We start from the raw sequence: 12,219 nt of genomic DNA on the forward strand, positions 1-12,219 counted from the left end.
ATGCAGATCTACAATACGCTGACGCGTCGCAAGGAAGCCTTCACGCCCATCGAGCCGGGCAAGGTGCGCATGTACGTCTGCGGCATGACCGTCTACGACTACTGCCACCTGGGGCACGCCCGGGTGATGGTGGCCTTCGATGTGATTACCCGCTACCTGCGCTGGCGCGGCTTCGATGTCACCTATGTGCGCAACATCACCGACATCGACGACAAGATCCTCAAGCGCGCCGACGAGAACGGCGAGCCGATCGATTCGCTCACCGAGCGCATGATCGATGCCATGCACGAGGACGAGGCGCGGCTCTTCGTGCTGCGCCCGGATCACGAGCCCCGTGCCACCGGCCATATCGGCGAGATCGTCGCCATGATCGAGACGCTGATCGGCAAGGGGTACGCCTATGCGGCGGACAACGGTGACGTCTACTACCGGGTGCGCCGGTTCGAGGGCTACGGCAAGCTCAACAACCGCGATCTCGACGAGATGCGCGCCGGTGCCCGGGTCGAGGTCGACGAGCACAAGGAGGACCCGCTCGACTTCGTGCTGTGGAAGGCGGCCAAGCCGGGGGAGGCCAGCTGGCCCTCGCCCTGGGGCGAGGGGCGTCCGGGCTGGCACATCGAGTGCTCGGCGATGTCGACCTGCTGCCTCGGCGAGACCTTCGACATCCACGGTGGCGGGCCGGACCTGACCTTCCCCCATCACGAGAACGAGATCGCCCAGAGCGAGGCAGCCACCGGCAAGCCCTACGTCAACACCTGGATGCACGCCGGGGCGGTGCGGGTGAACCAGGAGAAGATGTCCAAGTCGCTGGGCAACTTCTTCACCATCCGCGAGGTACTCGAGGTCCACGACCCGGAGGTGGTGCGCTACCTGCTGGTGGCGAGCCACTACCGCAGCCCGATCAACTATGCGCCGGAGTCGTTGTCGGAGGCCCGCAAGTCGCTGGAGCGTTTCTACAATGCCCTGGATGGCGTTGAGGTGGATGGCAAGGATGAACAATCCATTCGCCAGGAGCAGGCGCTCGCCAAAGCCGTTTATGGTGATTTCGAAGAGCGCTTCGTCGCCGCCATGGACGACGACTTCAATACCGCCGAGGCGCTGTCGGTGCTCTTCGACCTGGCCCGCGAGCTCAACCGGGCCAGGAAGGAGGCGCCCGAGCAGGCGCCGACGCTGGCCCGTGTGCTCGTGCGCCTGGGCGGCATCCTCGGGCTGCTGCAGCAGGCCCCGGCGGCCTTCCTCCAGTCCGGCGCCGGCGAACTGCCGCTGAGCGAGGCCGAGATCGAGGCGAGGATCGCGGCCCGCGGCGAGGCCAAGAAGGCCAAGGACTTCGCCACGGCCGATGGCATTCGCGACGAGCTGGCCTCCCTCGGCATCATCCTCAAGGACTCCCGCGAGGGGACGACCTGGGTGTTCGAGAAGGCCGTCGACTGATCGTCTGCAGCGTGTCGCGTTGAGCACGACGCCCGGCTCCATCGACAGGATGGGCCGGGCGTCGTGCCTTCCGGCCCTCCTCGGGGGAGGGCCGCCATGGCATCAATGTGCATTATCTCGCTCACAAATGGTCGAAAGCGCTTTTTTGGGGAATTATTTTTCTCAATTTTGTCGAGCAGGCTATAATATGAGCAGAATAACTCACATCAATGGCCGGCCATGCAACTGACGCTGCAACTCTATCTCGCCCATCGCTGGCAGGATGCCGCCGTGCTGGAGTTCCCCGAACCGGATCGGGGCACCCGGGGCCGGGTCCGGCTGGGTTACCTGCAGGATCATGCACTGGCGTGGATGTTCCGCGACGATGAGCATGCCTGCAGCCTGACGCTGCCGGTGGAGCTGATGATGAAGCACCAGGCCCCACGCTGGTTCGGCTTTCTCGAGGACATCATGCCGGCCGGTGCCAGCCGTCGTTACTGGGTCGAGCACCTCGGCCTCCAGGACGTGCCGGTCGGCCAGCAGGACATGGCGCTGCTGAGGTACGGCACCATCGCCCCGGTCGGCAACCTGCGTATCAAGGAAGCCGTGCCGGCGGCGCCTGCCGGTTCGCGATTGCCTCAACGGCGCTTCGCTCTGGCCGATGTCGTCGAGCGGCATGCGGACTTCCTCGAATATGCCCAGCAGATGGGGGCGGCCAGTGGCGGTGCCACCGGCGCCGGTGGCGAGGCCCCGAAGCTGCTGCTGCGCCTGGGGCAGGACGAGCAGGTCTGGATCGACACCTGGCAGGACGATCCCCGGCAGCCCGATCCGCATTACCTGGTGAAGTTTCCCCGGGCGCGCCGCAGCCAGGATGACTGTGACATCCTGCGCGCCGAGTATCACTACTATCAGGAACTCGCCTCTCTCGGCGTCGACACCATCGATACTGCCGCCATGCGCCTGATCGAGGGCGAGCGTTACCCGTCGCTGTGGTTGCCGCGCTTCGACGTCGAGATGCGTCCGGGGGGCCTGGTGCGCTGCGGACTGGAATCCATCTATGCCCTGGTCGGGGCCGCTCCGGGCACCCACCTGAACCATTTCACCGTGATCCGGCGGCTGGTCGAGCTGCTCGAAGCCCAGTATCGCGTGGTGGAACTCGACGAGGCCTTCGACAGGGAAGCCTTCGTCATCGAATGGGTCAAGCGCGACCTGCTGAATGTTGCCTTCGGCAACTCGGACAATCACGGACGCAACGCGGCCTTGCTGAAGCGACCCGAAGGGATCTGGCACTCTCCCGTCTTCGATTTCGCGCCCATGAAGGCCGACCCGGAGGGCGTGACGAGAACCACGCGCTGGGGCTCGCCCTTCGAGGAGGGCGGTGAGTTCGACTGGCATGCCATCAGTGAGGCACTGGCCGACCTGGCGTCCCCCGCGCGGATGCTGGATGAGCTCATGGCCACGGCGGCACGGCTCGTGGGCCTCGGGGATCGTCTGCGGGACCGGGGAGTGCCCGAGCGTATCCTGACCATGCCGGCCGTCGGGTTGCCAGCGCTGGATGAGCGGCTCGCGCGTTGGGGGCTGGCATGAAGCGTCGCGAACATACGCCGGACGAGCGCGAAGCCAGGCTGGTGTCCCTGACACGGCAGCTGTTCGCCGGTGAGATCAGCGAAGGGCGGCTGCTTCGGACCCTGCGCCGCGAGGTGCTGGGACTCTCCCAGGAGGACTACGCGCGCCTCGTCGGCGTCAGTCGCCGCACCCTGTCGGACATGGAGGGTGACAAGGGGAACGTCTCGCTCGCCGTGATGAATCGCGTCTACCGGCCGCTCGGGTTGCGGGTCGGGCTGATCCCCCGTCAGTCGGCGCTGCTCGAACGGCTGCTCGGGGCGGACGACGGCGCCAGCGGATGAGCCGATCGGTCACGGCGGCTTTGGGGGCAGGGGAATCTGCCGCGGCCAGCCGTCGTCGACCAGGAAGAGGCGCTGCCGGCTGCCGGCCGTTCGTTCGAGAACGATCTGCACCGGCGGGCCGGTTTGCGCGAAATGCTGCGCCAGCTGCGCCTCGAGGTCACGAAGGGGCAACAGGGCCTCGGGGCGGGGCAGGGCGAGCCAGTGGGGCTTGCGCAGCCAGGCGCCGTGGCTGTCGCGCGGCAGGCCGTCGCGGAAGCGCCGCCAGTCGCCCCAGAACAGCCAGGTGCCGCGCAGGTGATCGACGGTGGCCTCCCGCGGTGGTGGCAGGTAGGCGTGCCAGGGATAGAAGAGCACCCCGGGCATGGCCAGCCGGCGATGGAGCGCCGGAGCCCGGCGGGTGCCGGACATGTCGGGCAGCATCAGCGCGCGGATGGCCTCCCTGGCCTCGACGGTCTCGGTCAGGCGCAGTTGATGCAGATGCAGGTGCTCGCGCTTGGTGGCCAGGCTGTCGGCCCCGCCGGGGCCGATCCAGCGGGCCTGGTCGGAGGGCGCGCCGGGTCCCTCCGGCAGGCCGAGATAGAACTTGATCGCCACCTCCAGGTGGACCGGGGTCGGGTCCCCGCGGTGACGGTAGAGCAGGTCGAGCTCGCCCAGCGTCACCTTGTCCCGGTGGATGCGCAGGTTGTGGGCCAGCAGCCGGGTACCCGGGGCGCTTTCCAGCAGGAACTGCCAGAGGCATTCGTGGTAGAGGCCCATGCGCCCCCTGAGGGATTCGCCGATACGGCGCATCAGGGCCTCGGGGTCCACCTCCAGGGCATCGAGCCAGCCGGCCAGGGCCGTGTCGTCGGCGAGCCCGAGCTCGTCCCGGGTCGGCCGGCCGGGCCACGGCATGTCGAGCAGGTCCGGTGCCAGCAGGACCCAGGCCAGGTCCCGTACCAATGGGTCGTGGCAGCGGTCGAGCGGGTCGAGGGGCGGCGGGGTCATGATCGGGGTTTCCACGTTGAGTCCGCTGTCTGACAGCCAAGCTATACAGGCCTTATACTCCGGATACATTCACCAGCATACGGGTGGTACGCATGAACCGCACCCTGAACGGACTCGCGGCGCTGGCCGCCGGCACCTTCCTGACGCTTGCCATGGCCCAGGCCGATGAACCGGTGGTGATCTCCTCGAAGATCGATACCGAGGGCTCGGTACTCGGTCAGCTGATCCTGCAGCGACTCGAGGCCGGCGGCATCGAGGTGCAGGACCGCCTGCAGCTGGGGGGCACCAGCATCGTGCGCGAGGCGCTGCTGGCCGGCGAGATCGACCTCTACCCGGAGTACACCGGGAACGGGGCCTTCTTCTTCGACATGACCGACAGCGACGTCTGGCACGATGCCGAGCGCGCCTACGCGACCGTGAGCGAGCGCGATGCCGACAACGGCCTGGTGTGGCTGTCGCCGGCCAATGCCAACAACACCTGGGCGATGAGCGTGCGCGGCGAGCTGGCCCGGGAGCACGCGCTCGCCACCCTCGAGGACCTGGCCGACTACCTGGCCGATGGCGGGGAGTTCAAGTTTGCGGCGAGCGCCGAGTTCGTCGAGTCCGCGCAGGCGCTGCCCGCCTTCCAGCAGGCCTACGGCTTCGAGCTCTCCGAGGCGCAGCTGCTGGTGCTCTCCGGCGGCAACACCGCCGCCACCATGCGTGCCGCCGCCCAGCAGACCAGCGGGGTCAACGCGGCCATGACCTACGGCACCGACGGTGGCCTCGGGGCCCTGGACCTGGTGGTGCTCGCGGACACCCTGGGCGTGCAGCCGGTCTATCAGCCCGCGCCGGTGGTGCGCGAGGAGGTGCTTGCGGCCTACCCGGAGATCGAGTCGCTGCTGGCGCCGGTCTTCGAGGCCCTCGATCTCGAGGCCCTGCAGCAGCTCAACGGTGAGGTGGCGGTCCATGGCCGCGATCCGCGCCAGGTGGCGGCGGACTTCCTCGACGACCTGGACGATTGAGCGACGACATGCGCAGGGACGCGCCGCGGCCCAACCGGGTGCTGCCGCTGTTGATGCTGGTTGCCCTGACCGCCTGGCTGGGGCTGGTGGCGGTCAGCGTGGCACCCAACCGCATCGTGCCGGGGACCGGTTTTCGCGCCCATGAGGTGATCGGCTGGGCGGGGACTCTCGGCGCCTGCTTGCCGCCGTTGGCGGTGGCGGTGCTGGCCTGGCATCCGTCACCGGCACGGCTGCGATACGCCCTGGTACTGATCGTGCTGCTGCTGATGGCGCTGCCGGCCTGGCTGGGGCTCGCCGTGACGCGGCTGGTCGATCCCGAGCTGCCCCAGGCGCGGCTGGGACTGGGGCCGGCCTTCTGGGTGCTGCTGTTCCTGCTGCTGCTCGCCCTGATCGAGCTGCGCTCCCGGCTGGTGCTGTCGCGGCTCGTCGGCTGGGCGCTGCTGGTGCCGGTGCTGCTGGCCTGGTGGCTCGCCCTGGTGTCCTGGCTGGAGCCCCTGGCCCTGCTGCAGGAGTATCGGGCGCGTAGCGACCAGTTCGCCACGGCGGTGTGGCACCACCTCGCCCTGGTCGGGGCGGCGGTGGGCGCGAGCCTGGTGATCGGGGTCGCGCTGGCGCTTCTCATGCGTCGGCATGCCGGCCTGCAGCGGGCCGGCTTCGGCGTGCTCAATTTCCTGCAGACCATCCCCAGTCTGGCGCTGTTCGGGCTGCTGCTGGCGCCGCTGGCTTGGCTGGGGGCCAACGTCGAGTGGCTGGCGGCCCTCGGTGTCCGCGGCATCGGCTGGGCGCCGGCGTTGCTCGCCCTGATCGGCTACAGCCTGCTGCCCATGGTGCGCAACACCTTCGTGGCGCTGGAGGGGGTGGACCCGGCGGTGATCGAGTCGGCCCGGGGCATGGGCATGAGCCGGCGCCAGGTGTTCCTGCAGGTGCGCCTGCCCCTGGCGCTGCCGGTGATCCTCGAGGGGCTGCGCATCACCACGGTGCAGGCCATCGGCCTCACCGCGGTGGCGGCGCTGATCGGGGCCGGTGGCCTGGGCGGCTTCATCTTCCAGGGGCTGGGCCAGGCGGCCATGGACCTGGTGCTGCTGGGGGCGCTGCCGATCCTCGTCATGGCGCTGGTGGCGGATGCGCTGCTGGGGGCCCTGACCGAACGACTGCACCCGGGAGGGGCGAGATGATCGAACTGTTCGACGTGACCAAGCGTTTCGGCAGCGAGACCGCCGTGGACGGCATCTCGCTGCGCGTCGAGCGGGGGGAACTCTGTGCCCTGGTGGGCACTTCCGGCTGCGGCAAGTCGACCACCCTGCGCATGATCAACCGCCTCATCGAACACAGCGCCGGCGAGATCCACCTCGATGGCCAGCCGGTGCGCAACTTCGACGAACAGACCCTGCGCCGGCGCATCGGCTATGTCATCCAGAGCACCGGCCTCTTTCCCCACTGGACGGTGGCCCGCAACATCGGCCTGGTGCCGCGGTTGCTGAAGTGGCCCCGGGCCAGGATCCAGGCGCGGGTCGAGGAGCTGATGTCACTGCTGGGGCTGCCGATGGCGAGCTTCGCCGACAAGTATCCTCATCAGCTCTCGGGTGGCCAGGCCCAGCGCGTCGGGGTCGCCCGCGCATTGGCCGCCGACCCCGATATCCTGCTGATGGACGAACCCTTCGGGGCGCTGGATCCCATCACCCGGGACACGCTGCAGGAGGAGCTGCGTGACCTCCAGTCGCGGCTGCACAAGACCATCGTCTTCGTCACCCACGACATGGACGAGGCGCTGCGGCTGGCCGATCGGCTGGTGGTGATGGACGCCGGGCGCATCGTCCAGCAGGGGGCGCCGCTCGACCTGCTGCGCGACCCCGCCGACGACTTCGTCGCCTCGCTGCTGGGCGGTGACGACCGCGGTTTCAAGGAGGCGGCGCTGACCCGGGTCGAGGAGCGGATGCTGCCGCTCTCGCCACGGTTGATCGCCCGGGCCCGGGTGCATCGCGAGGCCACCCTGCGCCAGGCGCTGGCGGTGATGTTCCGCGAGCACGTCGACCGGCTTACCGTGATCGACAACGAGGACATGCCGGTGGGGGAGTTGTCGCTGCGACGCCTGGTGGGGGCCCGTCTCCATGAATGAGGCGGCGATGACGCCGGGCCTCGCGGCGGGGCTGCGGCGCTGGTGGTTGCCCCTCGTGTGGCTCGGCCTGCTGTTGCTGGCGAGCCTGGGCATGGCCGAGCTGGAGGCCGTGTTCCGCTGGTTCGAGCCGGATTCGCGCGAGGTGATCTACCGGCGCGCCGGATTCCCGACGCTGCTCGGCCGCCACCTGCTGGTGGTGGGGGTGGCCTCGCTGCTGGCGATTGTGGCCGGCGTCGGGGCGGCGGTGCTGGTGACCCGTCCGTTCGGCCGGGATTTCCTGCCGCTGGTGGCCCAGTTCGCCTCCATGGGGCAGACCCTTCCGCCGGTGGCGGTGCTGGCGCTGGCGGTACCGGTGCTCGGTTTCGGTACGCTGCCGATCATCGTCGCCCTGCTGCTCTACGGCCTGCTGCCCATCGTGCGCAACAGCCTGGCCGGGCTCCAGGGCATCGATCCGGCAGTACACGAGGCGGCCCGCGGCATGGGCATGAGCCCGGGCCAGGTACTGCGGCAGGTGGAGTTGCCGCTGGCCGCACCGGTCATCCTGGCCGGGGTGCGCACCTCGGTGACCATCAACATCGCCACCGCCGCCCTCGGCGCCACCGTCGGGGCCAGCAACCTCGGTGACCCCATCATCTCCGGCATCGTCAACGGCAACACCGCCTATATCGTCCAGGGCGCGCTGCTGATCGGGCTGCTGGCACTCACCGTCGACAGCGCCTTCGAGCGGCTGCTGGGTTGGCGGTGAATTCGGTTCCGGTAGTGTTTTCACTCGTATTTCGTCTCGGGGCTAGCAAGATGGATGCGTTTGATGGCATTTTACGTTAACGTCAACTAGTAGGCGTTGGCGGTACGCTGGAGCAAACCTCTGGCGCCTGGCTACATTAGAGTTGACACTGCCCTCACAAGGGGCAGTCGAGCTCCTGCCACTACCCAAGGACCAGGACGATGACAACGACACAAGACATCCATTCGCCGGACTTCCTGGCCGGCGATGAGTTCACGATCCCCACCTTCCGCCTGTTGCAGCAGGACGGCACCCTGTTCGAGGGTGGCGAGTCGCCCGACCTCGAGCGCGACAAGGCGCGGCGCATCTACCGGGCGATGGTCTTCACCCGGGTGCTCGACGAGCGGATGATGGCCGCCCAGCGGCAGGGACGCCTGAGCTTCTATATGCAGTGCACCGGGGAAGAGGCCGCGGTGATCGGCGCCACGGCGGCGCTCGACGATGCCGACATGATCATGGCCCAGTACCGCGAGCAGGGGGCCCTGGCCTACCGCGGCTTCACCTTCGACGAGTTCATGAACCAGCTGTTCGGCAACGAGCTGGACTACGGCAAGGGGCGCCAGATGCCGATCCACTACGGGTCGCGCAAGCTCCACTACATGACCATCTCCTCCCCGCTGGCTACCCAGATTCCCCAGGCCACCGGCTATGCCTATGGCCAGAAGCTGGCCGGCGACGGCCACTGCACCACGGTGTTCTTCGGCGAGGGGGCGGCCTCGGAGGGCGACTTCCACGCCGCCCTCAACATGGCGGCGGTGCACAAGGTCCCGGTGATCTTCTTCTGCCGCAACAACGGCTACGCCATCTCCACCCCCGCCGTCGAGCAGTTCGCCGCCGACGGCGTGGCGCCCCGGGCCTTCGGCTATCGCATGCACGTGATCCGTGTCGACGGCAACGACATCCTGGCGGTCTACCAGGCCACCCGGGAAGCCCGTCGCATCGCCGTGGAAGATAACCAGCCGGTGCTGATCGAGGCCATGACCTACCGCCTGGCGGCCCACTCCTCGTCGGACGACCCCTCGGGCTACCGCTCGAAGAAGGAGGAGGAGGCCTGGCGCGAGAAGGATCCCATCCTGCGCATGCAGCACTGGCTGGTCGGCCAGGGTTGGTGGAGCGAGGACGAGGAGAAGGAACTGCAGGAACGGTTGCGCCGCGAGGTGCTGGAGACCATGAAGCGTGCCGAGAAGCGACCGCCGCCATCGCTCGACACCCTGGTCACCGACGTCTATGCGGACGTCACCCCGGCGCTGCAGCGTCAGCTCGACCATCTGAAGACCCATATCCGCAAGTACCCTGACGCCTATCCGAGGGGCGCGCGGTCACTCGATCCCGACGTGGTCGCCGGCGATGACGCCGCCGTGAAGGGAGGGGAATGAGATGCCGAAGATGAACATGCTGCAGGCCATCAACAACGCCCTGGACATCGCCATGGCCGAGGACGAGAAGGTGATCTGCTTCGGCGAGGACGTGGGTTTCTTCGGCGGGGTCTTCCGTGCCACCAGTCATCTGCAGGAGAAGTACGGCCGCGCGCGCTGCTTCAATACGCCGCTGGTCGAGCAGGGCATCATCGGCTTTGCCAACGGCCTCGCCGCCCAGGGCTCGGTGCCGGTGGCCGAGATCCAGTTCGCCGACTACATCTTTCCGGCCTTCGACCAGATCGTCAACGAGACGGCCAAGTTCCGCTACCGCTCCGGTGACCTGTTCAATGTCGGTGGCCTGACCATCCGTGCCCCCTATGGCGGCGGGATCTCCGGCGGCCACTATCACTCCCAGTCGCCGGAGGCCTACTTCGCCCACACACCCGGTCTCAAGATCGTGGTGCCGCGCAATCCCTACCAGGCCAAGGGGCTGCTGCTCTCGGCGATCCGCGATCCCGACCCGGTACTGTTCTTCGAGCCCAAGCGGCTCTACCGCGCCTCCACCGGCGAGGTACCCGAGGAGGACTACCAGTTGCCCATCGGCGAGGCCGAGGTGACCAAGGAGGGCGCCGATGTCACCGTGCTCGGCTGGGGCGCCCAGCTGGAAGTGATCGACCGCGCCGTCGAGCTCGCCGAGAAGGAGGGCATCTCCTGCGAGGTGATCGACCTGCGCTCCATCCTGCCCTGGGACGAGGGCACCGTGGTCGAGTCGGTGCTCAAGACCGGCCGCCTGGTGATCACCCACGAGGCGCCGTTGACTGGCGGCTTCGCGGGGGAGGTCGCCGCCACCATCCAGGAGCGCTGCTTCCTGTACCTGGAGTCGCCGATTGCCCGGGTGACCGGCCTCGATACCCCCTTCCCGCTGACCCTGGAGAAGGAGTACATGCCGGATCATCTGAAGATCTTCGAGGCGATCAAGGCCACCCTGGCCTACTGACGACCGATATCCGGACAGGCGAGAGCCAGGACAGGAGAGTGCGAGATGAGTGACTTCATGCTGCCCGATATCGGCGAAGGTATCGTGGAATGCGAAGTGGTCGAGTGGCGGGTCGCCGAGGGCGACGCCATCGAGGAGGACCAGCCTGTGGTCGAGGTGATGACCGACAAGGCGCTGGTGGAGATCACCGCCCCGGAGGCGGGGCGGATCACCCGGCTCTACGTAGCCAAGGGCGAGATCGCCAAGGTGCACGAGCCGTTGTTTGCCTACGAGAGCGAAGGCGAGGCGGAAGCCGCGGCACCCCGGGACGAGCGGCAGACCGCTGCCGTGGGCAAGCCGGCGCCTGCCGGGGCGGAACCGTCGTCTGCCGCGGTGGCCGCCGCCAGGGACTTCATCCTCCCCGATATCGGCGAGGGCATCGTCGAGTGCGAGGTGGTCGAGTGGCGGGTCGCCGAGGGCGACGCCATCGAGGAGGACCAGCCGCTGGTCGATGTGATGACCGACAAGGCCATGGTGGAGATCACCGCCCCCGAGGCGGGCACCATCAGCCGGCTGCATGTGCCCAAGGGCGAGATCGCCAAGGTGCATGCGCCGCTGTTCGCTTATGTGCCGGCGCAGGCAGAGGAGGCCGGGGAGGCCGATGCCAGGCCGGCAGCGACGACCGGGCGTCCGACGGAGCGTGTCGCGCCGACGGCGTCTGCCCCACCGGTCGCCACCGGCGGGCGCGGGCCCCATGGCCGCATTCCCGCCAGCCCCGCGGTGCGTCGCCTGCTGCGCGAGCACGGCCTGGCGCTGGAAACCGTACCGGGATCGGGCAAGGACGGTCGGGTGCTCAAGGAGGACGTATTGCGCGTGCTCGATGAGGGCGTCCCCGCGCCGGGCGGGCACGCGACGGCCGAGCCCGGCCAGCAGGTCACCGCGCCGGGCGGCCGCGAGGCGTCGGTTGCCGGCGAGGTCCGTGTCGAGCCGCTGCGCGGCGTCCGCGCGGTGATGGCGCGGCGCATGGTCGAGGCGGCCACGACCATTCCCCATTTCCAGTATGGCGAGGAGATCGACGTCACCGAGCTGCTGGCGCTGCGCGAGCGACTCAAGCCCGCGGCCGAAGCGGCAGACACGCGCCTGACGCTGATGCCCTTCTTCATGAAGGCCATGGCGCTGGCGGTGCGCGAGGAGCCCATCCTCAATGCGCGGCTGAACGACGACGCCAGCGAGATCCACTACCTGCCTGCAGTCAATATCGGCATGGCGGTGGACAGCCGCTCGGGGTTGATCGTACCCAACGTCAAGGACGTGGAGCGGCGCACCCTGCTCGAAGTGGCCCGCGAGATCCAGCGCCTGACCGGCGATGCCCGCGAAGGCAAGGTGGCCCAGGCCGACCTCAAGGGGGGGACCATCAGCATCTCCAACATCGGTGCCCTGGGCGGCACCTACGCCGCGCCGATCATCAATGCGCCCGAGGTGGCCATCGTCGCCATCGGCAAGAGCCAGTGGCTGCCACGCTTCGACGCCCACGGCGAGGTGACCCGGCGGGCGATCATGACGGTCACCTGGGCCGGCGACCATCGCATCATCGACGGCGGCACCATCGCGCGGTTCTGCAACGCCTGGAAGGGATACCTGGAAGCGCCGGAGACGATGCTGTTGCATCTGGGGTGAAGC

At 68.4% G+C, this 12,219-nt stretch carries 11 protein-coding genes; 10 read left to right on the forward strand and 1 reads right to left on the reverse strand.

The features are described 5' to 3' along the window. From cysS to QLQ85_RS00190, 3 genes are all read left to right on the forward strand, one after another. Positions 1–1,431 carry a cysteine--tRNA ligase gene (gene cysS, locus QLQ85_RS00180; RefSeq protein ID WP_282737169.1) on the forward strand — a complete coding sequence of 477 codons (1,431 nt, stop codon included), beginning with the start codon at positions 1–3 and terminating at the stop codon, positions 1,429–1,431. A gap of 219 nt (positions 1,432–1,650) precedes the next feature. Then, the gene (locus QLQ85_RS00185) at positions 1,651–2,997 is read left to right on the forward strand and encodes a type II toxin-antitoxin system HipA family toxin (RefSeq protein ID WP_282737170.1); all 1,347 of its coding nucleotides are present in this window, start codon (positions 1,651–1,653) and stop codon (positions 2,995–2,997) included. After that, positions 2,994–3,317 (forward strand): helix-turn-helix transcriptional regulator, encoded by a 324-nt coding sequence (locus QLQ85_RS00190; RefSeq protein WP_282737171.1) that lies wholly within the window; start codon positions 2,994–2,996, stop codon positions 3,315–3,317. The genes QLQ85_RS00185 and QLQ85_RS00190 overlap by 4 nt, the downstream gene beginning before the upstream one ends. A 9-nt stretch (positions 3,318–3,326) precedes the next feature. Here QLQ85_RS00190 and QLQ85_RS00195 read toward each other — a convergent pair whose 3' ends face one another. Continuing rightward, entirely contained in the window at positions 3,327–4,301 is a 975-nt protein-coding gene (locus tag QLQ85_RS00195) for a DUF1853 family protein (RefSeq protein ID WP_282737172.1), read from the reverse strand. A 92-nt stretch (positions 4,302–4,393) separates the two neighbouring features. On the opposite strand from QLQ85_RS00195, the gene osmF reads away from it, so the two are divergent. The 7 genes from osmF to QLQ85_RS00230 all read left to right on the forward strand — a co-directional run bounded on the left by osmF (position 4,394) and on the right by QLQ85_RS00230 (position 12,216). Beyond that, positions 4,394–5,305, forward strand: a complete 912-nt coding sequence (gene osmF, locus QLQ85_RS00200) for a glycine betaine ABC transporter substrate-binding protein OsmF (RefSeq protein ID WP_282737173.1) — start codon at positions 4,394–4,396, stop codon at positions 5,303–5,305. 8 nt (positions 5,306–5,313) lie between these two features. After that, positions 5,314–6,480 carry an ABC transporter permease gene (locus QLQ85_RS00205; protein WP_282737174.1) on the forward strand — a complete coding sequence of 389 codons (1,167 nt, stop codon included), beginning with the start codon at positions 5,314–5,316 and terminating at the stop codon, positions 6,478–6,480. Next, positions 6,477–7,421 (forward strand): ABC transporter ATP-binding protein, encoded by a 945-nt coding sequence (locus tag QLQ85_RS00210; RefSeq protein ID WP_282737175.1) that lies wholly within the window; start codon positions 6,477–6,479, stop codon positions 7,419–7,421. The genes QLQ85_RS00205 and QLQ85_RS00210 overlap by 4 nt, the downstream gene beginning before the upstream one ends. Positions 7,422–7,428: 7 nt before the next feature. Continuing rightward, a complete protein-coding gene (locus QLQ85_RS00215) occupies positions 7,429–8,166 on the forward strand; it encodes an ABC transporter permease (RefSeq protein ID WP_282737176.1) in 738 nt (245 codons plus the stop codon). 200 nt (positions 8,167–8,366) lie between these two features. Beyond that, positions 8,367–9,581 carry a thiamine pyrophosphate-dependent dehydrogenase E1 component subunit alpha gene (locus QLQ85_RS00220; protein ID WP_282737177.1) on the forward strand — a complete coding sequence of 405 codons (1,215 nt, stop codon included), beginning with the start codon at positions 8,367–8,369 and terminating at the stop codon, positions 9,579–9,581. A 1-nt stretch (position 9,582) separates the two neighbouring features. After that, positions 9,583–10,560: an alpha-ketoacid dehydrogenase subunit beta gene (locus tag QLQ85_RS00225; protein ID WP_282721881.1), complete on the forward strand. Its 978-nt coding sequence runs from the start codon at positions 9,583–9,585 to the stop codon at positions 10,558–10,560. 45 nt (positions 10,561–10,605) lie between these two features. Then, positions 10,606–12,216, forward strand: coding sequence for a dihydrolipoyllysine-residue acetyltransferase (locus QLQ85_RS00230; RefSeq protein WP_282737178.1), 1,611 nt, complete (start codon positions 10,606–10,608; stop codon positions 12,214–12,216). Positions 12,217–12,219 lie beyond the last annotated feature (3 nt).

Source organism: Halomonas kalidii (genome assembly GCF_030010475.1).
Lineage (GTDB): Bacteria > Pseudomonadota > Gammaproteobacteria > Pseudomonadales > Halomonadaceae > Halomonas > Halomonas heilongjiangensis.